This is a genomic window from Lactiplantibacillus sp. 3062 (assembly GCF_055413545.1).
The window spans coordinates 23,847-46,046 of record NZ_JBVAYE010000005.1; the positions used below are offsets into that span (position 1 = coordinate 23,847).

The 22,200-nt window shown below is 46.7% G+C and carries 15 protein-coding genes and 1 pseudogene; 4 read left to right on the top strand and 12 right to left on the bottom strand.

Annotation, left to right across the window (positions count from 1 at the left end):
- Positions 1-15: 15 nt before the first annotated feature.
- Together ACWQAU_RS08730 and ACWQAU_RS08735 are read right to left on the bottom strand one after the other, a co-directional pair.
- The gene (locus tag ACWQAU_RS08730) at positions 16-1,797 is read right to left on the bottom strand and encodes an ABC transporter ATP-binding protein (protein ID WP_027821754.1); all 1,782 of its coding nucleotides are present in this window, start codon (positions 1,795-1,797) and stop codon (positions 16-18) included.
- Complete coding sequence (locus ACWQAU_RS08735; protein ID WP_079111845.1) at positions 1,790-3,514, bottom strand: ABC transporter ATP-binding protein; 1,725 nt, start codon at positions 3,512-3,514, stop codon at positions 1,790-1,792. Before ACWQAU_RS08735 ends, ACWQAU_RS08730 begins: the two co-directional genes overlap by 8 nt.
- Before the next feature lie 439 nt (positions 3,515-3,953).
- Between ACWQAU_RS08735 and ACWQAU_RS08740 the strand changes: the two genes are divergently transcribed.
- On the top strand, positions 3,954-4,550 hold the full coding sequence (locus ACWQAU_RS08740) for a hypothetical protein (RefSeq protein ID WP_228402979.1): 597 nt from the start codon (positions 3,954-3,956) through the stop codon (positions 4,548-4,550).
- 254 nt (positions 4,551-4,804) lie between these two features.
- The gene (locus ACWQAU_RS08745; protein ID WP_027821753.1) at positions 4,805-6,004 is read left to right on the top strand and encodes an amidohydrolase; all 1,200 of its coding nucleotides are present in this window, start codon (positions 4,805-4,807) and stop codon (positions 6,002-6,004) included.
- Between the two features lie 91 nt (positions 6,005-6,095).
- On the opposite strand, the gene ACWQAU_RS08750 is transcribed toward ACWQAU_RS08745, so the two are convergent.
- The 5 genes from ACWQAU_RS08750 to yjeM form a co-directional block, all read right to left on the bottom strand.
- Positions 6,096-6,986, bottom strand: a complete 891-nt coding sequence (locus tag ACWQAU_RS08750) for an SDR family oxidoreductase (RefSeq protein WP_003644885.1) — start codon at positions 6,984-6,986, stop codon at positions 6,096-6,098.
- Between the two features lie 126 nt (positions 6,987-7,112).
- Positions 7,113-7,250: a hypothetical protein gene (locus tag ACWQAU_RS08755; RefSeq protein ID WP_003644884.1), complete on the bottom strand. Its 138-nt coding sequence runs from the start codon at positions 7,248-7,250 to the stop codon at positions 7,113-7,115.
- Entirely contained in the window at positions 7,240-7,665 is a 426-nt protein-coding gene (locus ACWQAU_RS08760; protein WP_050482350.1) for an SRPBCC family protein, read from the bottom strand. The genes ACWQAU_RS08755 and ACWQAU_RS08760 overlap by 11 nt, the downstream gene beginning before the upstream one ends.
- Positions 7,666-7,821: 156 nt before the next feature.
- Complete coding sequence (locus ACWQAU_RS08765) at positions 7,822-8,643, bottom strand: helix-turn-helix domain-containing protein (RefSeq protein ID WP_027821751.1); 822 nt, start codon at positions 8,641-8,643, stop codon at positions 7,822-7,824.
- 126 nt (positions 8,644-8,769) lie between these two features.
- Positions 8,770-10,254 (bottom strand): glutamate/gamma-aminobutyrate family transporter YjeM, encoded by a 1,485-nt coding sequence (gene yjeM / locus ACWQAU_RS08770; protein WP_027821750.1) that lies wholly within the window; start codon positions 10,252-10,254, stop codon positions 8,770-8,772.
- A 296-nt stretch (positions 10,255-10,550) separates the two neighbouring features.
- Here yjeM and ACWQAU_RS08775 point away from each other — a divergent pair, with 296 nt between their 5' ends.
- A complete protein-coding gene (locus ACWQAU_RS08775; RefSeq protein ID WP_003642303.1) occupies positions 10,551-10,946 on the top strand; it encodes an aggregation-promoting factor C-terminal-like domain-containing protein in 396 nt (131 codons plus the stop codon).
- Between the two features lie 295 nt (positions 10,947-11,241).
- Positions 11,242-12,414 (top strand): annotated as a pseudogene (locus ACWQAU_RS08780) (iron-containing alcohol dehydrogenase).
- A gap of 1,185 nt (positions 12,415-13,599) precedes the next feature.
- Here ACWQAU_RS08780 and ACWQAU_RS08785 read toward each other — a convergent pair.
- From ACWQAU_RS08785 to ACWQAU_RS08805, 5 genes are all read right to left on the bottom strand, one after another.
- Complete coding sequence (locus ACWQAU_RS08785) at positions 13,600-14,721, bottom strand: NAD(P)-dependent alcohol dehydrogenase (RefSeq protein ID WP_027821749.1); 1,122 nt, start codon at positions 14,719-14,721, stop codon at positions 13,600-13,602.
- Between the two features lie 362 nt (positions 14,722-15,083).
- Positions 15,084-17,009 carry a copper-translocating P-type ATPase gene (locus ACWQAU_RS08790; protein WP_033608039.1) on the bottom strand — a complete coding sequence of 642 codons (1,926 nt, stop codon included), beginning with the start codon at positions 17,007-17,009 and terminating at the stop codon, positions 15,084-15,086.
- Entirely contained in the window at positions 17,009-17,278 is a 270-nt protein-coding gene (locus ACWQAU_RS08795) for a cupredoxin domain-containing protein (RefSeq protein WP_027821747.1), read from the bottom strand. Before ACWQAU_RS08795 ends, ACWQAU_RS08790 begins: the two co-directional genes overlap by 1 nt.
- Before the next feature lie 15 nt (positions 17,279-17,293).
- A complete protein-coding gene (locus ACWQAU_RS08800; RefSeq protein WP_003642310.1) occupies positions 17,294-17,668 on the bottom strand; it encodes a cupredoxin domain-containing protein in 375 nt (124 codons plus the stop codon).
- Between the two features lie 406 nt (positions 17,669-18,074).
- Positions 18,075-22,148 carry a mucin-binding protein gene (locus ACWQAU_RS08805; protein ID WP_027821746.1) on the bottom strand — a complete coding sequence of 1,358 codons (4,074 nt, stop codon included), beginning with the start codon at positions 22,146-22,148 and terminating at the stop codon, positions 18,075-18,077.
- Positions 22,149-22,200: the final 52 nt, after the last annotated feature.

Genomic DNA, 22,200 nt, shown 5'->3' on the forward strand with positions numbered 1-22,200 from the left:
CTCCTTATACTTTCATTACTCAAAGACCATCTGATTACGATACAGTTCCGCATAGAAGCCGTTTGCCGCTAATAAATCATGGTGGTTCCCCTGTTCAATAATTTGACCATCCTTCAATACAACGATTTTATCGGCATTCAGGATTGTTTTCAAGCGGTGAGCAATGACAAAGCTGGTTCGCCCTTGGATGACGTTGTCCATTGCGGCTTGAATATTGGCTTCCGTCACCGTATCAACGTTCGAAGTCGCTTCATCCAAAATCAGCAACTTGGGATTTGTTAAAATCGTCCGGGCAATTGATATCAACTGCTTTTGACCGGCAGAAAAAATACTCTGTTCGTCGGAAACGCGCGTCTGATAGCCATCTGGCAGGCTCATCACAAAGTCATGAATATTAGCCTGCTTCGCCGCATCGATGACCCGATCCATACTAGCCGTTGGGTCCCCGTAACGAATATTATCCGCAATCGTGCCCGTAAACAACTGGGGTTCCTGTAAGACAATCCCGACATTTTGCCGTAGCACCTGGAGATCAAAGTCTTGAATATTCACCCCATCAAACGTAATCGCACCACTATCAACATCATAGAAGCGATTCAACAAATTCATGACCGTCGTTTTCCCCGAACCAGTTGGGCCAACGAGTGCCACCATCTCACCGCGGTGCACATGGATCGACACGCCATGCAAGATTTCTTTACCTGGTAAGTAACTAAAGCGCACATTATCAATCAGTAATTCATCATGAATCCCGTCGAGCGCTTTACCGTTAGCGGGGCTCACTTCATCCGGTTGATTACGGACTTCATCGACCCGCCGTGCACCAGTAATCGCTAACTGAATCATACTATATAAACTAGTCAATGACATAATTGGCTGGTAGTACTGTTGGGCGTAGTTAACGAACACCACGACCAGCGCCAAAGCTGCTCCAGTCGACATACTCCCATTCAGCGCTAACCATGAGCCAAAGAAGATGACAATTGCCGTGTTAAGCAGTGACATCCCTTGCATCAGTGGATTCAAAATACCTGACCAGATTTGACCCGTCAACGCTGACTGGCGAACCTTACCATTATACTGATGAAAGCCTTTCAAGGAGTCCTGCTGTAAGCCGTTGGTAATCAAGACTTTTTGACCGGTAATTTGTTCATTGATATAACCATTCAGTTGACCGATATCATCCTGTTGTTGGTTCACCGCGACGCCAGCCTTGTGCATGACAAACGCCGCGATAATTAATGCAACCGGCGTAGAAGCCATCGTCACCCACGCCATCGTAGTATTTTGATTAAACATCACAATTAGCAGGCCAACAAACTGAGCCACGGCTAATAAAATTTCTAGCAAGGCTTGATTCATGGCATTAAAAATATTATCTAGGTCAGAGGTGAACCGAGCCAGAATATCCCCGTCACTATGCGTATCAAAGTATTGAACCTTCATCCGTTGCATCTTCCGAAATAGGCCTACCCGCATTGTCCCGGTCGAAAAGGCCGTCACGCGTGCTAAGATCAAGCTCGCAATAAAAATCGTGCTAGCATCACCGACATACAACAAGACGTAGATGATCAGGGTCCGGTTGAACGGTTGCAAGCTTGCTTGTGCCCGAGTCGCTTGATTCGTCCACTGCTGCAAGTACTGCGTCAGCTCCTCCACGGCTCGTCCCAGATAAGTCGGTGCGACCACAATGCACCAAGTCGAAAAGGCAATCAGAATCACACTTAGTAAGAAGCCTAACCAGTAGCGTTTTAAATAGTGCCAGTAATATTTACCAGCATTGCGTAAATCACTCATGTAAGCCCTCCTCCCGTGCTTTTTGCGTTTGGTAAATAGCGCGATAAATCGCACTATCTTGAAGCAATTCGTGGTGAGTCCCCTGGCCCGAAATGCGACCATTATCTAACACTAAGATTTGATCCGCACGAATAATTGAAGCAATTTTTTCGGCAATGACCACGGTCGTCGTTGACTTCAACTCGCGATCCAAAGCTTCTTGAACAAGTTTTTCTGAACGCGCATCGAGTGCCGAAGTCGCATCATCTAAAATCAAGATTTCTGGATTGGCAATTACGCCACGCGTAACCGCTAGTCGCTGCTTCTGACCACCCGAAAAGTTCTGTGACCGTTCTTCCACGGGGGCATCGTACGTCTGTGGCAACCGTTCAATGAATTCCGCAGACTGCGCAATATTAGCCGCCCATTGCATGTGACTAGGCTGGGCGTCCGGCTTAACTTGCCGTAAGTTACCCGCAATCGTGCCAGAAAATAACGTGGACCGTTGTAAGACATAGGCCACCGTGGATCGAAGGGCTTTTTCTGGTAAGGCCCGCACATCAATTCCACCGATGGAGACCGTCCCACTATCCGGATCATACAAGCGCGCAATCAGCTGGGCCAACGTCGTCTTACCAGATCCAGTGGCCCCAACGATCCCCAGCATGGACCCTGCTTTTACCGTAAAGGTCACATCTTTTAGCGTTGGCTGCGCATCTCCCGGATAAGTGAAGGTTACGTGGTCAAAGTGAATATCACCAGCTACGGGCGCCGCGTCGCCATCAACGTAGGTCATACTTGCTTCGGTAGTCATCACTTCGCCGATTCGACCAAGTGAGATGACGGCCCGCGACGCAAAAGTCATGAGAAATCCCCCGTTGATCACGGCAAATAAAATCTGCATTAAATAAGAAATAAAACTCGTAATAGCTGCTAAATAGGCCGGGTGCGTCGTAATCGTTTGACCGACCAAGTAAACGGCGACCCCGACCGCCACGTTGGCCGTCAAAAAGAACGCTGGCATTAGAATAGCGAACCAGTACCCAATTTTAGCGGTCACAGCGGTTAATTCATCGGATGCGGCCGAAAACTTTTTGATCTCGTTTGGTTCTTGAACAAACGATTTAACAACCCGAATCCCCATTAAGTTTTCGCGGGCAACCGTATTAACGTTTTCAATATCTTGTTGCGTTTGTGCAAAGTATTTAGTCATTCGCCGCACCGCAATCAGTGCGACCCCTAAGATTACCGCCATCATGACAACAATGACCCACCACTGCTCAGGCATCGTCATCACAGCGAGAATCAGTGCCCCGATGAATAGTAATGGAATCCGGGTAATTTGCTGAAAGCCAGCCATCACAATCTGTTGGACTTGATTAATATCGTTCGTCATTCGTACCACTAAGTTGGACGGTGAAAATTTTTCCACGTCAGCGTAGGCTAATGACTGGACCTTAGCGTATAGGTCAGCTCGCAAGTCGGTCGCCACACCAAGGGCCACCCGGGCTGCGTATATCGTATTCACGATCCCACCAATGATTCCCAGTACGGCCAAACCAAGCAACATCAGCCCTTCACGGAATACCGTAGCCTGATCATTCTTGATAATGGCTTCCATAATGACTTGCAATAATCGCGGTTGCCATAACGTCGCAAACACTAAGACGATGACCGACAGCATCGCAATCCAGACGTCTAGTCGATACCGCTTAAAATATGGCATCAAAATCTTCATCAATCGTTCCTCCTCATAATTGTGGTCTCCTGTTTAGGGTACCTGAAATTAACAGTCAGGACAATCAATATATCATATCTTTTGCAAAAACAGATTACGATGATAATAATTCAGTATGTGTGGGAGAAATAATGAATACGATGTGCAGATATAACAGGCCCTTTAAGGCCATTCAACACTCACACACAGTTACAACGGCCGTTACCATAGAATAAGGACCACATTTACATCATGTGATATTTTCCCACATCACTAAATTAATTATTTAGATAACCAACTAATTATCGACAATCTTTTACTGGCAAACTGCTTCCCTGCTATAATCCAACTAAGCTATGGGGGCTAACCGTATCCATGTCATTGCATTTAACCACCACATCGACAGCACTAATCCAATCAGCCAAGACACCGAACGCCTTGTTAGAAAGGAGTACTCGCCATGCGTGTTAACAAAGGTTTGCTTTCAGTTATTGCAGTTACCACAGTCGCTAGCTTAGGAGGACTCACGACAACAGCCACGGCCGCGACTAAGAAGGTCACGACTACTTACAGTTCCCAATCCCATACTTTGATCATTCGGGGCCAAACAAGTCGTCACGCCAAACTCGTCTTAAACTATCAGGGTAAACCGGTCGCAACTTCGACCGTTAAAGCCGGTAAATTCACGATTACTCAGCCGTTTCAAGGTTACGGAACCTTTAAGCTCGTCGACGGCTCACAAGTACTAGCAACCATTCCAGCCAAGCGCTACGCGGCGCCGCGAGTAAGAGTCATCAGTGCTGAACAAACGGCTAAGGGCATCCATTATACGGTTGCCAATGCCAGTCACACGACACTCACGATTACGCAAAATGGTCGTTACCTCAAGACCATTAAAGCAACCCGCCCAAGAACTAACCTTTTCCTTTCGAACGCCCAACTAAAACACGGCAGTCATGGGCTACGTATTACTCAACGCGTCCCGAATAAGAAAACTAGCCCAGCTGTTAAATTACCCGTATTAAAAGCAAACATTAAACAAGTCACTAATTTTTAATCCAGATTACGACTAAATTCAAAAATGGACCGGTAGCGATACGATCAACTACCGGTCCATTTTGACATCCACATCATCGTCAGTTGGCGCATTTACCATCTCGTGCTAATACTATCATCTCACACATGGTCACGCTGCCCACTATGCCACAGTATGTCTAATGACTGTCTGCCATAGCATGATCAACACCAAGCTTCTCGTTTGATGCTACACTAATGATAGCGCCTGACTAACGATCAGAAAGGAAGATTCTAATGACCCTTCAAGCACAACTCATGCAACAACTCACGGCGGCGGAACCGGAAATGATCAAGATTCGTCGCCACTTACACGCCCACCCCGAGATTTCATTTCATGAAGAACAAACTGCAGCTTACATCAAAGCGTTCTATCGTGAACTGGGCGTCTCAACCACCGCTTATGGTGATGGGTACGGCTTCGTCGTCGACATCGATAGCGGTCAACCTGGACCTCAATTAGCATTACGCGCTGATTTTGACGCCCTCGCGATTCAAGAAGACAACCACTTATCATTTAAATCGCAAAACGCCAATGTCATGCACGCCTGTGGTCACGATGGTCATACTGCTTATCTCATGGTACTGGCGAAGACCTTACTCGGGCTGAAAAATCAGCTACGTGGTCGCGTCCGCATTATCCACCAACCCGCTGAAGAAGTGTCACCGGGTGGTGCTAAGGGTATGTTGGCTGCTGGTGTCCTAGACGGCATCGATAACGTCATTGGGCTGCATGTGATGAGTACCATGCCGACGGGCTCGATTGCCTATCACTTAAATGCGACGCAGACCGGGCGGGCTAATTTTACGGTCACCTTCACGGGTAAGGGTGGGCACGCCTCGATGCCCCACCTCTCAAACGATGCAATTGTTGCTGGAAGTTACTTTGTAACCGCCTTACAAACCGTTATTTCCCGCCGGATTGACCCATTTGATACCGGCAGTGTCACCATCGGCTCATTCGACGGCGTCGGTTCCTTCAATGCGATCAAAGCGCAATTCACCCTCAAGGGCGATGTACGGATTATGGACGAAACCACGCGCCAGACAATCCGTGACCAGATTATTAAAATTGCGAACGGTGTCGGGGCGACTTTCGGTGTCCAAGCTGCGCTTGATTACGATGATAATTATCCGGTACTCATGAATGATGCAACCCTGACACAGCGCGTCATCACCAGTATTCAAGCTGCTCAGATTCCAGAAATTACTAAAATATTCGACTGCGGCCCCCAAGACCCCTCGGAGGACTTCGCCTATTTTGCACAAGCCAAACCCAGCACCTTTATCTATGCCGGCTGTCAACCAGCTCCGGGTGAGACCCACCCACACCACAGCCCTGATTTTATGATGAATGAAGACTGTTTACTAATTGCAGCCAAAGCGTTGGGAACGGCAGCGCTGGATTACTTAATGAACGCCTCATCAGATCATTAAACACACTAAAGTGGCTACCTTGAATGTATCCATCCAAGGTAGCCACTTATGATTTATTCAAGCCAATCAGGAATTAACTTGCAGTGAACACCTAATTAATCACGCCGCCACCAGTCACGCCATAAATTTGCGCGGTCACATAGCTCGCGTCGTTAGAAGCTAAAAAGACGTACACTGGTGCCAGTTCTGCGGGTTGTCCCGCTCGTTTGAGCAAGGTGTCTTGGCCAAATTTCGGCAGCGCCTCGATTGGCTGGCCTTGATCTAGTTGTAAGGGCGTCCAGATTGGCCCGGGAGCAACGCCATTGACCCGAATCCCCTTTTCGGCCGCTTCGGCTGCTAAATTAATCGTAAAGTTCTTGATGGCCGCCTTAGTCGCAGCATAATCTAATAGATGACCACTCGGCGCATAGGCTTGAATCGAAGTCGTGGTGACGATGCTACCGCCAGCGGGCATCTTTGGCAAGGCCGCCTGAGCCAACGCAAACATCGCGACGATATTCACTTCGAAGGTCGCACGCACCTGTTCGATCGGCAGCTTAGCCAGTGAAGGTTGTGAAATCTGTTGCCCCGCATTTAGGACAAGGGTGTCGATACCACCAAATTCAGCGATTGTCCGGTCCACGAGGTCGGTCACAACGTCAACATCCTTGAAATCACAAGGTAATAATAACGCTTGACGGCCCGCAGCGCGCACTAGTTCGGCAACCGCCTCAGCATCCGGCTCCTCTCCCGGCAAGTACTGAATCGCAACATCAGCGCCTTCCCGTGCAAAAGCAATCGCGGTAGCCCGGCCAATTCCCGAATCACCACCCGTGATCAAAACGCGTCGATTCAACAACTTATCATGTCCTTGGTAACTCTTCTCACCACAATCGGGTTCAGGACGCATCTTAGCTTGTAGTGCGGGCGTCTCCTGATCCTGCTTATCAAAGCCATCAGTCTTATATAAATAGCGTGGGTCACGTAATTCTGGTTGATTCATGAGATTTCCTCCTTCAAAAGAATACCCATAGAATACCGGAATTAGTTTTCGGATGATAGTTAAACGCACACTAAATAATAATAGTTACGATTAGATATTAGGCATAAAAGCTGTCATCGTCTTAACTCACTTAAATTGACGCTGCTTCAAAAAACGATAGGCAATTATTCCAACAACGCCGACCAAAGTGGCCCGTAATAACCAACTGACAGACCACCACGTCACTAACACTTTTATTAACGTCATCCCATCATTAATCGTCATTCGGCTGTTCCTCCGCTAATGTTGTCAATTGACCCAACTTCCGCTGAAAGTCCCGTTGCATGACGGGCTTCACTAGTGGCAACGGCAGCCAGCTCGGCGGTGTGGTCGTAAGGGAGACCTCTTCCTGGACCGCAGTTTGCTCGGCCAATGGCGTCATGGTGAACACAATTTCATACCCCAATTGGCCACCCTCACTGTGATAAATGACCTGGTCAGTGCCGACTGTAACCTGCAACTGTTCCGGCTGATCAAAAACCGAACCGGACCGCTGTAACACGTACCCCGTCGCGGTTGGCTTGACCGTGGTAATGGCAGTCGCCCATGCTGGTAAGTTCAGCGGATCTGCTAGCAATGCTCGCACCGTTGCTGGAGTTGCCTGTGTTAATACTTGATTGGTAAATAATGCTGTTGTCATTTTATAACCCCCAATGTTCATCCTGACCCGGTCATCGTTATTACGCCCAACCACTCCAAATCAATAACGGGCCGTTAGATCAAGTGCACATGTATTTAGTTGGTGCTTATAAAATACACGGTGGGGACGCCAACATAAAATCAGAATACTGATAATTTACAGGCGGTCGTTAATTTGTTCTTTAAACAGGTCTTTGAAAACTTGTGACCGTTGGCTGGCAACCTGCGCCGTGGCAGTCTCCCCCGCCGCCATTGCGAGTTGCGCCATCAACTGATAAATATTGGCCAGCATGTAGTGTGAATCGTGTGTAGTCGCAAAGGCCAACCCCTGCGTCAAACGGGCCACCGCCAACTGGGAATCATGTTGTTCATAGGCCACCAACCCAGCAAGGTAAAAAACAATGTTGGCATTTTCTTCATATGCACTCGCATCAATGTCAGCGAGTGCCCGGGTGACTAAGGCCGCGACTGGGGCTTGAGGATGGTGGTGCGCCTTAACGACGGCTAACGAAATCAAGGCCAAGCGTGTCAACGTTGTCGGCGGCGAGCTGGGAGCAGCCATACCAATTGCCAGCCGTAAATTTTGTTGTGCAGCATCCGATGTGTGATCAACCTGCCAACAGGCGACACCCAGATAATAATAGTAAGCCTGAGTCTGCTCATCCGTTTGAACATGTTCCAAAGTGGTTGGCTGTAATAGCCAATCCTTCAATTGCTGATACTGATGGGCATTGCACATCTGCCGAACGCGGTCATTAAACGCTTGCTCGGCACTGATCTCAAAATCGTCGGCTAGGCTCAACGTACTAACCGCGACCCCTAATCGCTGACACAGCGCCAGTAATAGCCGGGCATTCGGCACGTAGCGATCATTTTCAATTGCTGACAGCATCGATTGTGCACAAATTCCCCGGGCAGCTTGCTTTTGATTGAGTTGCTGGGCTTTGCGTGCCTGCTTTAACGCAGTTCCCAATGTCATGACCATTCCCCCCTAGATAGCTTTTGCTAATGAGTGTACTAAATTTCCCATATTAAGGCACTTAAAAAATACCATTCAATGCTGTTTTATCAGTCAGCAATCGAATGGTATTTTGAAATTGGTTATTTAATTGACATGCCGTTCTCGAACTTGATACCAAATAATCCCGGCCACACCGAAGACAATTGGTCCAACTAGCATCCAAATCGTATTTTGAATCTGCCCAGTTTCCAAGATTGGCTGGATCAACGTGAAGACATTCGCGCCTAAGACGACAATGAACACGACCCAACTAATAATTTTCGTCCAAGCCAATGACTTGTACACTTCAAAAGGCTTAACAATGTTCTGGTTTTCCTTAAACTTTGGAAACGCGTATAGCAAGAAGAGGTATGGTAACGTCATCGAAACGTTCGCCATTAAGGTCAACACATTGTAAAAGGCTGACGCGTCTGCCGTTGCAAAGGACGCCACCAAGATGATCACAATCACGATGGCACATTGAACCATCATGGCATAACTTGGCATACCAGCTTTGTTGAGCTTCGTAAATTTCTTCGGCCACAGTTCCTTAGGTGTTCCCAAGATAAGCGTCTTCAATGGTGAATAAGTTAAGGTGAAGAACGCCCCACTGTAAGCGAGGAACATCCCTAAGCCGGTGTACCGTGCAAACCACAGTCCCATTGTCTTAGCGGCCGCTGTACTCAAACCAAGCGCTTGCCCTAAAACATAGCCCAAGTTTTGCATCATGACATAACTAATATTACCGAGGTTAGTCGTTGGATTCGACAAAACGGCTTGCCAGTTCGTACTAATCCCCCAGCAGAAGATTCCCAGGCCATAGCCTAAGGTAATGACGATGGCAGAAATAATAATTCCGCGTGGGAAGGTCTTTTCGGGGTTCTTGGTCTTATCAACCATCCCACCGAGAACTTCTAGCCCACCGTAAGCAAAAATGGCGAAAACGGCAAACCCGAGTAACCCGACTGGATGCTGATAACTTGGATTTGGTGACGTCATCACATGTTGTAACGGTTGTGCGAATTGTCCGTGATTCAAGGCTAAAACGACCCCCGAAACCACTAACAGGATTGCCGTCAAACTGGTCACCGCCAGGCCGCCTAAACTCGTGACCCGCACAATGCCTTTCATCCCTTTGATGGAAACGAACGTCACTAGCACCATCCATAGACAGGACAAAAGCCCAATCATCTGCGTCGCATTCAGACCAAACATCGCAAAGCGCTGCGTTTGATCGCTCCCAAAGAAGATGGTCGTAAACGGAATCCAGACTTTAGCTGACGTTGAGACTAACCAAATAATGTACGACGCAAACCACATGAACGTGCCCACGAACGCAAATTTCGCATTCACACTCACTTCCAGCCACTTGTACATCCCGCTACTATCAGACTTAACCGCTGCCCCGAACTCCGCCATCATTAGCGCGAACGGGATGAAGAACAGTACGGCTGCGACTAGGTAAAATAGAATCGAGCTGTAACCCATTAAATAATAGGCCACCGTACTATTGGCAAATCCGAAAACGGTCGTAAAGATCATCATGACTAGCGCCATCAATGTAATCTTTTCATTATCTTTTGTTGCCATTATTGCACTCCCTCACTTACTCCTTTAATACTTTTGTAAAGCTATTCCAATTTAAGATTACCGAACGAAGGCAATAAAGCGCTTTAGTTTTCCTAACAATATTATGATTTTTTCATGTGATAGTCAGCGCAATTATTCATCTAAACAATTGCCGCAACAGTTATTGACAACAACTATTTCATAACGGAAACGTTCATTTAATAACATAGTAACTTTTCTTTAACATAGCTGACACATAATTGGCGTATTCTACACTTATCAGCTTAGGGAAAATATAAAACGGGGTTATACATATCATGAAAAAATTTAACTTTAAAACCATGTTGCTATTAGTTTTGGCTAGTTGTGTCTTCGGGGTCGTCGTTAACGTGACTACTAGTCTTGGACCACAAACCACAATCACCGCCCAGGCCTCCAAGAAGCTTAGCCAAGCCCAGCAAATTGCCAAGATCAACGCCAAGCTTTCGAAAGCCAACCGCGCTGCCAAAAATTGGATCGCCTATCGTGAATCTGGATACAGTTATACGGCTCGTAATGGCCGCTGCTACGGTCGCTATCAATTGTTGCGCTCATACTTACACGGCAACTTGTCACCCGTCAATCAGGAAAAACGTGCTAATACCTACGTCGCCTCGCGCTACGGCTCCTGGGTCAAGGCCAAACGGTTCTGGCAACATCATCACTGGTACTAACCCAATTTTTCTATTGGATCACACTAAAAAGACGACTAATTACTAAGATTGTGAATCTTTGTAATTAGTCGTCTTTTTGTAGGCAGTAATATAAAATAGCATGAGGACTATAGTTCACCGTCATTTAACACTTGGTTACAACAGGTGTGCCGTGATCGCCGCACCTTTTCTAAACGATATTGTGAAAAACATAATTAATTAGCCAAAAAGTATTGCAAATTGTAATTATTACGACTATAATTTGATTCGTAAATTAGTAATGATAGCGATTACAATATAAAAAGAGGTTATTAATATGACTGAACGTAATTTTGATTTCTTAATGCCTAGCGTTAACTTTTTCGGTCCTGGTGTCATTAGTAAAATCGGCGAGCGTGCCAAAACTCTTGGTATGCACAAGCCAGTCATCGTCACCGACAAATTTCTTGAAAGTCTGCCAGACGGCGCCGTTGCTCAGGTGCGGCGGTCACTGGATGCTGCCGGGATTGACTACGTAATTTATAATCAAGTTGAACCCAACCCTAAAATTCATAACATTTAAGCTGTTAAAGCCTTATATCAAGCTAATCAAGCGGACTCCCTGATTACCATTGGCGGTGGTTCTGCCCACGATACCGGAAAAGGTGCCGGCATCATCATGACTAACGGCGACGACATCACTAAGTTAGCGGGGATTGAAACGCTCAAGAACGCCCTACCACCACTGATTGCGGTCAACACTACCGCTGGGACTGGTTCTGAATTGACCCGTCACTGTGTCATTACGAATGAAGAAACGCATTATAAGTTCGTCGTTGCTTCATGGCGTAACATGCCACTCGTGTCCTTTAACGATCCCACTCTCATGCTAGATGTTCCTAAGGGACTCACGGCCGCAACTGGCATGGATGCCTTTGTCCAGGCTATCGAACCCTTTGTTTCTGTCGATCACAATCCGATTACCGATTCACAGTGCATCCAGGCCATCAAATTAATCGAAACATCATTACGTGAAGCCGTCGCCAATGGGCATAACCTAGAAGCCCGGACACACATGGTCGAAGCTGAAATGTTAGCCGGCATGGCCTTTAACAACGCCAATCTAGGTTACGTGCACGCCATGGCCCACCAGCTCGGCGGCCAATATGACGCACCCCACGGCGTCTGCTGCGCGCTGCTCTTACCCTACGTTGAAGAATATAATCTAATCGCGTGCCCCGAACGTTTCGCCGAGCTCGCCAAAATTATGGGCGAAAACACTGATGGCTTATCGACTCGTGATGCTGCCGAATTAGCTATCAAAGCGATGAAACAACTCAGCGAAGACGTTGGCATTCCGCATTCCATCAAGGAAATTGGCGCCAAGATCGAGGACTTCGAACACATGGCGACTAATGCGCTTAAAGACGGTAACGCCTTCTCTAACCCACGCAAAGGTACTAAAGAAGACATCATCAAGATTTTCCAAGCCGCATATGATGCCAAGTAATCCCCCATTCAAAGTTAACTAAATCATTCACAGCAAATAATCGGTTCAAGAATTCATAGTAAATTCTTGAACCGATTATTTGATTGGGACCTCTCTACAACTCGAATCGTTACTCGGCAATGCCATGCACCCCACGTTTGGACGCGCTATTCAAAATAAACACCGCAACAATAAACCGACAAACACAGATAAGAATATCTATCAGAACACGCATTGTGCAAATTAATTTGTCCTGATTTGTGATTAAAACGTGCCGGTTCTTAAATTCAAAAACAGCCAGCTATGGACCGCTGGGAAAAAAGTTCGACTCAGCGTAAACTTGTTTAGTTAGTTCGTCCTACACCGACCTCCAGGCATTTCTGCCAATTGCCGGAACGTGGTGGGCACAGATTTAAGCCGAAGCCCACGTCTCAAATACTGGCCTTTCACTAACCAAGCCAAGGACGCTTGCTAAGTGAAATTTCACCACTGGGCATTGGCCGAAACCCCTTCCAGTCGGGACAGTGTTCGAATGGCGGACATGTGCGTACCCAACTTTTGGTGAATTCGTCATTGTTTTTCATAAACCATAATTTTGTCAATCAACTGTCAGGGTGAAAATGATATTGAGATAGCTCACTAATCCTGAATTGGTGTAGTAAGATTTAAGCTCTTGACAGAGGGCTTAATACACCTAACGCTTTGTTTAAAGTTCCAGTATCAAATAGCGAACAACAAATTGTACCGAGTTCGGGGCCACTAAAGCCTGTGCTTGCTACGCCAACGGACTAATGCCAAAACCGCATTAATCCGTTGGCTAGGCAATGCTCGGCTTCAACTCGTGGCCCCTCACACTCTTGAGACCGGAGGGGCTGGGTGACAATGCTTAGTAGCCAAATTATTCTTAGTCGGAAGTGGGGTACTTCCGGCTTAGAATAAGACTCGTATTTGAGATGACGCGGGTTGGGCGTTAGCTCAAATCGACGTCGGCTACGTTCCAGCAATTGTCACCCAGCCCCGGAGGTCGGAATAGGACGCGCACCGGCTGACGAACAGGAATCTACCTAACCGGCACATTTTAATCACAAATTATGCAAGCCGTCCAAGCGGCTTGTGTTTAACGCAAAAAACAGCGATGTCAAAATCAACTTTTGACATCGCTGTTTTAGAAGTTATTCATCATAACTGATGGCACCCAGCCGGCAGCTATTTCCCCGATTGATAATCTTCATCAATGATCAAGACAGGTTTGATGGTCTTGCCGCTACCTGAATCAGCATTAGCTTGATTAATATCCTCAAACTTATAGAACTTTTCGGTCTTTTCAAATGGGAACATGCCATGTTGATAGAAATCGATTAACCGTGGAATATCAACACCAGGGATGGCATCACCCATGTTAACACCGATGACTTTCTTATCATCAACACACAAATCGTTCCATGAGCTAATGGTGATATTTTTGGCCGTAACGGCAATCAAAGCAGCCGTCCCACCTTGAGCAAGTGCGTGGATTGCAGAAACCATAACTGGTTCTACCCCAGTCGTATCAACGGCAAAGTCGACCCCGTAACCATGCGTCAACTTCTTGATTGCTTCAACTGGATCTTCCTCCTTACTGTTAATGGCGTGAGTAGCACCTAATTCTTTGGCGAGTTCTAGCCGTGAATCAACAATGTCGACCGCAATCACTTCGGTACAGCCGGAAATCTTACCAGCCATCATTGCCGCTAAACCAACCGCACCAGTCCCAAAGACTGCAATTGTTTGTCCTGGGCGCGGCTGTAAACTGTTCAAAACAGTGCCACTCCCGGTGACATAGCCGCAGCCTAAAGGTCCCAAGCGACGTAAATCTAGTTCTTTTGGTACTTTAACCGCATTACGTTGGTCAACTACCGTATGAGTCGTGAAGGAAGATTGGTCGAACATATCACTGATATGGTGCCCGTTTTCTTGGAAATGGTCGGAACCATCGGGACGAGTCCCACTCAAGTTATAGTCGGCATAATTCCGACATTTAATTGGCATGCCTTTCAGACAGTTATCACATGTTCCGTCAGCGTAAAATGATAGAATAACATGGTCGCCCACTTCAAAATTAGTTACTTCTGAACCGACCTTTTCGACGATTCCAGAACCTTCGTGTCCTAAAATTACTGGATAACCTAACGACGCATCACCCCGCCGAATTGCTTCATCAGAATGGCAAATTCCAGTCGCAACCATTTTGATTTGTAAATCAGTTGCTTTCATTTCAGCTAATTCAATATCATCTTTAATGACAAATGGATCGTTTACTTTATCAACCACTGCTGCTTTAATTTTCATGTTCAAACCCTCGTTTCAAATAGTATGTAAACCGCTTACAATTAATATTGTTACACAATACACAATTTGATTCAAGCGCTTACAAAAGCATCTAACACCACACTTATCTCCGTTAAATGGGCATTCTTCTAATTTTACACTAACGATATGATACTTAATTAGTGTAAATCTAATACTCTTTTTTACTGATTGTGAGGAATTTATAGCCAGTTTTCTTCCTTAAATTTTCGACTCAAAAAGCGGGTGTCGCCTCCAGCTCAACAACGTGAACTGGCGTTAGACACCCGCATATTTTGTACCATTAACACACATTTCTGCTTGTTTAACAAGCACGATTTCATCCGACGCTATCTGCTCATCGTCTACGCAGGTTGGGCGTTCGAACTGATCTTAGCTTTATTTAGCAATACCGAACTCGTGACTACGGACAATGAACTAAAGGCCATTGCTAATCCGGCCAATTCGGGGCTAAGCGTCAGACCAATGGCAAAGAAGAGGCCCGCCGCGACTGGAATTCCGAGCACGTTGTACACGAAAGCCCAGAACAGATTAAGTTTAATACGATTAAACGTCTTCTTACTCAATGCCAACGCCCGGTCAACGTCGCGCAGATCGTTCTTAACGAGCACTATGCCACCAGCATCGATTGCAATATCAGTTCCGGAACCCATGGCAATCCCAACATCCGCCGTCGTCAACGCGGGGGCGTCATTAATACCATCGCCGACAAAGGCCACCTTGCCAGCCTTCTGGAACGCGTGAACGTGCTCAGCCTTATCACCTGGCAGCACATCAGCAATCACTTCATCAATACCGACTTGATCCGCCACAGCTTGTGCGACCCGTTCGTTATCGCCGGTTAACATGACCGTCTTCAAGCCACGTGCTTTCAAACTCGCAATGGCTACCTCAGACGTCGATTTGGCGACGTCTTGAATGGCAATCAATCCAATGATTTCGTGATTTAAGCCCACGTACACGACCGTTTTCGCCGCGTCCTGAAGCTCAGTGGCTTGGCGTTGTAATTCAGCACTAATCGGCTCATCAGTTAATAATTTATGATTACCGACCACCGCTAATTGGCCCTCAACTTGAGCAGTCACACCTTTACCCTCGATGGCTTGGAAGTTCGTGGCGGTTGGTGCTTGAATACCACGGGCCGTGCCGCGTTTTAATATTGCCGCAGCTAAAGGATGTTCCGAAGCCGCCTCTAAGCTAGTGGCAACGCGCAGTACTTGGGCTTCGTCGCCGATAACATCGGTCACTTGTGGGTGACCAACCGTAATCGTTCCCGTCTTATCAAAGATCACCGTTTTAACGTCATTGACAGCTTCCAAGACCTCACCATTTTTAATCAGGATCCCCATCTTGGCACCACGGCCGGTACCGACCATTAGTGCGGTCGGCGTAGCTAAACCTAGCGCACACGGGCAGGCAATCACGACCACAGCGACCGCAAAAATCAAGGCATTCGCGAGACTAGCATTCAAGAAAACATACCAGGTCAAGAAGGTAACGATAGCAATAATTAGCACAATCGGCACAAAGATATCAGAAACTTTATCGGTCAGCTTTTGAATCGGTGCGTGACTGTTTTGTGCTTTTTTAACGAGCTCAACGATTTGAGCCAGCATTGTCTGGTCACCGACCTTGCTAGCTTTGAACTGAAAGGTCCCATTACTATTAATCGTTGAACCAATGACAGCGTCCGCCACCGTTTTTTGAACCGGCATACTTTCTCCCGTCACCATTGACTCATCAACCGTTGAGCGGCCAGTTGTAATTACACCATCAACGGGAATTTTTTCCCCTGGCTTGACCCGAATAATGTCGCCGACCACTACTTGATCCAACGGCACTTTTACAAATTCTTGATCGCGTAACACTTCCGCTTCCTTGGCTTGTAAGCCCACTAGCTTTGCGACCGCGCTGGACGCGTTGTGTCGCATCCGTTCTTCAAAGACTTGGCCGAGCAAAACGAAAGTGGTCACAAGTGCGGCACTTTCAAAGAAGACTGCTTGCCCCGTTACCATTGCATATAAGCTGTAAAAATAAGCCGTCGCGGTGCCAATCGCCACCAAAGTATCCATATTGGCATGGTGCTTAGTAAAGGACGCCCACGCACTTTGCAAGAACGGCCGAGCCGAAACAGCCATAATGATGGTCGTCAGAACCAACTGCGTCCAATCACCACCCGGAAGCATCCAGCCAAAGGGCATCAAAATCATATTAGCCAGTAGTGGCAGGGAAAATATTAATGAAATCCAAAACCGTTTCGTCGTGCTCATCACGCAATCACCACCTTGCCACTCACCATGTCCATCCCACAACTAAAGTGAAATTCACCGGCTCGATCAGTTGGTATCGTCACCGTTTGCGGTTGGTCAAGGGGTAACTCAGTCGCAAAGTGCAAGTCGGTTGAATGTACTTGCGCTAAGCACCCCTGCGTACTCGTGCGCGTAAATGTTAATTGGGCCGGTACACCTTGTTGTAACGCTACTTCTGCTGGATCATAATGGCCGTCTACTGTAATATTGATTTGTTGTCGTGCGCTCATTTGATTTTCCTCCCACTATTTAATGATTAATTTCCCATGAAACATGTCCATCCCACAGGCCCATTGATATTCACCAGACTTACTCGTATCAATCGTAATTGCTTCAACTTGATTTTGTGGCAATTCCTGATTGATACCAAAATCACTGAACACCACGTGGTCCAGACAACCAGAGGCATCTTTGCGCGTAAAATTAAGTACCGCCGGAACCCCTTTTTTCAACACGATTTGTTCTGGCGAATAGCCACCCTTAACCTCCACATCAACCTGCTGTAGATCATCAACTGCACTCGCGGTGACCGTTGTCGTAGCATGCTTCCCGAAGAACCACCACAGAATAAACCCAATTGCTAACCCACCAATTAATAAGACTAATACTTTAATCATCATTTTATTCGTCCCTTTCTCATTATCGTTTACACTTGTAATCTATATGTGTATATTAATCCCTTCGTTTACAATTGTCAACGATAAATGTTATTTTTAGGCATAACCCTTAATTTTTTAAACGCCCCACCCAGTTGCTACTATCATATGTCTGACATTTAGTGTCACTACGAAAAGTGCCGCGTGTGTTCCTTTGCTCAGTTATTAGTCGCCATTTTGACCGGTCAACTGACCGCATCAAAAGTACCAACGACGATACCATAAAAGGCAATCACTACCGTTTAATAAGAAACGTCAGTGATTGCCTATATTAATCATTCAAAACTAGCTGTCCCTCAAAGGAACATTAACCCCGTCAATCCCGGTTCCTAAAGATCCGCAACTCACAACGGGTATCATCTCACAACTGTTAATCGCGGGACTTAATCTTCAGCCAACCTAAAATTGAACTCAATGCTAATCCAATCATCCCCAAGAGTGATAATTGCGTATTCTGCTCGTCTGTCTGGGGAAGGGTCGTCATCCGATGGTGCTTAGTGGTACGTTTTGATACCGCCTGTGCACTAACCCAACCAATACCTGAAACGGACGCAGCTGTTTTCTGCTGATTCGTCTGCACAACGCTTTGATCTGACTCTGCTTGTGATGGCTGTGACGTCCGTGATTGTTCAGCCTGATTACGACTCAAATTGGCTTGATCACTTAATCCATCTGGTTGCTCAGAATCAGCTGGCTGACTCGGTTTTTGCAGTTCCCCTGGTTTTTCGGATTGACCCGGTTCTTCTGGTTGACTTGGTTGCTCAGGGTGCCCCGATTCTTCCGGTTGACTTGGTTGCTCAGGGTGCCCCGGTTCTTCCGGTTGACTTGGTTGCTCAGGATGCCCCGGTTCTTCCGGTTGACTTGGTTGTTCAGGATGCCCCGGTTCTTCCGGTTGACTTGGTTGTTCAGGGTGCCCCGGTTCTTCCGGTTGACTTGGTTGCTCAGGTTGACCCGGTTCTTCCGGTTTGATTGCCGATTTCTTGTAAGTAACCACTACAACCTGATCGGCAGTTGTGACACTCACCTGCTGGGCTGCCACTTCTGTTAATGTGGTCGTGGCACCCGCTACAATTGGTGAAATAACGCCCGCCATTTCCGTTACCGAGACTGGTACCCATTCTTGGTATGTCACTTCGCCCGTCACTAAATCAATCATCGCATTGCGTTGAAATTGGACGGTTTGTAGGACCGAGGCTGCGGCTGTCGTGCCATCCTCATAAACATAGTGAATGATTCTAGTAACGGTGTGCGTTAAATCGGTGTCGCCACCCTCATCTGGAAACAAGATATTCGGATTGTCAGGATCAACTGGCTGTCCTGGTCGAGCAGGATTGCCTGGTGTTACCGTAATAATACGATGGTCATAAGTCACGATTGTCGTCATCAGGTCCGGATCAGTAATCGCGACCGTTTGAGCCGCTACAGTCCTTATGTCCGGATCAGTATAGCCTTGGACGACTAGCGTTGGTGACGTTACCGCGGCAAATTGACCACTGCCAACTAAAATCCACGCATAATCAGCTTGACTCGTATCAACTAATCCATCACCGTTTAAATCATAGCCTAAACATTTGCCAGTCTTTTTTTCAATAATTGCTGTTCGTTGGTAAATAACCAATTGCTGGACGGTCGTGGCAATCGATTGATGGGTCTGTCGATCAATATAGCTGATAACGCGCCGTTTATTTTGATACACCGTAACGGCCTGAGTTGCTAGTCGGTAATAAACATTGATCGTAACATCTTTATCATCGACCCCAGCAACCATCTGCTCCGGCACTACTTTTAGGTCCGGCGCTGCGTAGCCCTCATGGCTCAGATCTGGCGACTTAACCGCGCCAAACCACGGCCCTGAACCAACAATCAACCATGCTTCATCTGCCAATTGTGTCTCAATCTGTCCGTCTCCGTTGGTATCGTAGCCAAGTATCGTTCCGTCATGAGCAACCACAGCTAATAATTGATACTTAACCGTTTGAACAACAGCATGTAGTGACGCGATGGGTTGCAGTGTTCCACCATCGATATAGTTAATCGTCCGGGTAACCGTTCGCTGCGTCGTTGCAATATGCGTTTGTTGCTGATACTTGACAATTACATTTGTATTCATCGTTCTATCACCACCATTAATGATCACTGTTTGCCCCGCAACTACCGGAATATCAGGAGCTTGATAACCCTGCGCAGATAAGTCTGGTGAGACAACCTGTACCCAATCTTGATCCGTTGGCGGTACTAACAGCCATGCAATTGTCCCATCACTAGTATCAACAATTCCGTCGCCGTTTGTATCATAGCCGAGCAATTCATGAGTTTTAGCATTAAAAATGGCAAATCGCACGACCCGTACATTTTGTATAACTGGGCCAGCAAGCACCGCCCCAGTTCGCTCATCTTGGTAATTGATCGTCCGCGTTATCGCTGAATATTCCGGTATCCGGCTGATAGGTATTATGGGCTCATGCGATGGTTGGACGTTCAACCAAGTCGTTGCAGTCTGATCGCCAAATTGGTAAGTAATTAGATAGCGATGCTGGCCCGCAATATGTGTATCAACTGCATTCAACCCTGATAAACGTGTCCCAGCCGCATCTGTAATCGTGATCTTCAGTTGCCCGGTTGCTAGTAGATGGCGAAAACCAGCTAAAGTATCAATGCTCGTACCATCCGACTTAATCACTGCAATTAAGTAATCCAACGGGTCATCAGTAACCACTTGACCAAAACCATAATTATGCTCGTTTTGGCTCGTAATCGTCTCTCGAATAGCACTGTCAACATCGCCATATCCATATTGTAAAACGGCCGCTGAATCAACATTTTGATTAGTTGTAAAGACAGCATGTGGTGCCACGATTTTACCAGTTATCATCGTGGTATTCTGAATACGCATGGCATGATTGAAGTTCCAGACTAGATTCGGTGTACTACTAGAAAAACCGCCACCAATGGTTAACGCAGGTGCTGCCGTGACGACGTTATAAATAACCACATCATCATTATTAAAACCAGTGGTCCGAATACCACTGTGCCAGTCATTCAAATCAATATTCACGGCATAATAATGGTGTCCTTGATAAGAGCCCAAATCAGCAGTTCCAGACTCACCAATCAGCATCTTACTCAACGTGCCACCATTAGTTGCCGATAAAATGGTCCCTGCAGTAACTAGTTGATCATAAAAGTCACTAATATTGATCTGAGCTTGACTAAATTCTTGCGCATTGATTAACGAAGAATCAACCGTAACGCTCGGTAAACCTTTGATTGCACCATTTCCTGTTGGCCGAGGCTTCGTAAAATCCATATCCTGATTAGCTACGGGACGGTCCACCAATCCATTGGTAGTTGTAAACGTGATTGTATTGTTTGTCACTGACAAACCACCGTTTATGATGGTCTCCCATTCATCATCCTGACCAGAACGAATTGTCGCCCCCGTATTGATAACGTGCAAGCCACCACTAATCGTAGCCACACTACCATCAAACGAACTATTCACAATCGTAATTCCTGTAAGTGCAATAATTCGATACGTGGACAACCAATCTTGGATCAAAGCAATCAAAGCCGCTTGCCCATGCTGTTTGGCATACTGATCAAGATAGTTCTTATCGGCTAAGTTCTTTGCTGTTGTCAAAAACGACGAAGCGGTGACTGTCCGTTGCTTGCTCGGCTGCTTTGTTGCAACTGGTATGTTTATTGACTTAGTGACATTTGTTTTATTCAATGCCCTTTTCTCAACCCTGCTGCTCATTTGATCAGTTGCCGCTACAGCTCGGCTTGAATTTGAGTTCACAGGGGTAGCTGTCGTCACGGTACTCACTGATGACTGTGAATGAACAGTCCCCGATAAATCTGAATCGATCGTCTTACCTTGACCACCTGAGCGTTGCGCCTCAGATAAACTTTCAGAATGGGCCCCACTGTCAGCACCTAGTGCGCTAGCTGAACTGGCCATATCAATCGCATGATGAGTGCCAGTTGAGTTGGCTGCTGGCGCCTGATCAGAACTTGTTGCGGCTGACGCCTGATTAGTACTGGCACCCGCAGAAGCTGCTGTTGAGTCACTTGCCTGTTGTTCAACAGCTGTTTTATCTTGCTGTGTTGACCGCTGTTGGGCTTCACTAGTCGTTGGACTGACCGCCTCAACAGTGCCAGTCGTAGCAGATTGCTCCGAACTAGTCCTGTCAGCTGACTTGCTGGACTGGGCGGTCACACTGTGGCGGTCACGAGTTACCGCAGTTTTTGAAATCCGTGCTACTTCTGTTAATTGGTCTTGACTATCCGTTTCTAACTGCACCGAATGACTCGACATGGTAACCGTCTCAGCTTCACTTGCTTGAGCCACTGTCGGCACAATTCTCCAACCTAAAATTAAAACACTAGAAAACAACCAAACCTTGGGATTGGTTACGCGCCATTTGCCCCGTGTATATCGCATAGTAATTTGCCTCTGTTAATTTTAGTCAAATATCGACATATTTTGAATTTTG

What these genes read in the sequence shown, in the direction of transcription:
- ACWQAU_RS08785 (WP_027821749.1), bottom strand. Translation starts at nt 14,721, where the DNA reads ATGAAAATTAAAGCAGCAGTGGTTGATAAAGTAAACGATCCATTTGTC.
- ACWQAU_RS08735 (WP_079111845.1), bottom strand. Translation starts at nt 3,514, where the DNA reads ATGAAGATTTTGATGCCATATTTTAAGCGGTATCGACTAGACGTCTGG.
- ACWQAU_RS08800 (WP_003642310.1), bottom strand. Translation starts at nt 17,668, where the DNA reads ATGATGATTAAAGTATTAGTCTTATTAATTGGTGGGTTAGCAATTGGG.
- ACWQAU_RS08730 (WP_027821754.1), bottom strand. Translation starts at nt 1,797, where the DNA reads ATGAGTGATTTACGCAATGCTGGTAAATATTACTGGCACTATTTAAAA.
- ACWQAU_RS08745 (WP_027821753.1), top strand. Translation starts at nt 4,805, where the DNA reads ATGACCCTTCAAGCACAACTCATGCAACAACTCACGGCGGCGGAACCG.
- ACWQAU_RS08795 (WP_027821747.1), bottom strand. Translation starts at nt 17,278, where the DNA reads ATGAGCGCACGACAACAAATCAATATTACAGTAGACGGCCATTATGAT.
- ACWQAU_RS08765 (WP_027821751.1), bottom strand. Translation starts at nt 8,643, where the DNA reads ATGACATTGGGAACTGCGTTAAAGCAGGCACGCAAAGCCCAGCAACTC.
- ACWQAU_RS08755 (WP_003644884.1), bottom strand. Translation starts at nt 7,250, where the DNA reads ATGACGATTAATGATGGGATGACGTTAATAAAAGTGTTAGTGACGTGG.
- ACWQAU_RS08775 (WP_003642303.1), top strand. Translation starts at nt 10,551, where the DNA reads ATGAAAAAATTTAACTTTAAAACCATGTTGCTATTAGTTTTGGCTAGT.
- yjeM (WP_027821750.1), bottom strand. Translation starts at nt 10,254, where the DNA reads ATGGCAACAAAAGATAATGAAAAGATTACATTGATGGCGCTAGTCATG.
- ACWQAU_RS08805 (WP_027821746.1), bottom strand. Translation starts at nt 22,148, where the DNA reads ATGCGATATACACGGGGCAAATGGCGCGTAACCAATCCCAAGGTTTGG.
- ACWQAU_RS08790 (WP_033608039.1), bottom strand. Translation starts at nt 17,009, where the DNA reads ATGAGCACGACGAAACGGTTTTGGATTTCATTAATATTTTCCCTGCCA.
- ACWQAU_RS08750 (WP_003644885.1), bottom strand. Translation starts at nt 6,986, where the DNA reads ATGAATCAACCAGAATTACGTGACCCACGCTATTTATATAAGACTGAT.
- ACWQAU_RS08760 (WP_050482350.1), bottom strand. Translation starts at nt 7,665, where the DNA reads ATGACAACAGCATTATTTACCAATCAAGTATTAACACAGGCAACTCCA.
- ACWQAU_RS08740 (WP_228402979.1), top strand. Translation starts at nt 3,954, where the DNA reads ATGCGTGTTAACAAAGGTTTGCTTTCAGTTATTGCAGTTACCACAGTC.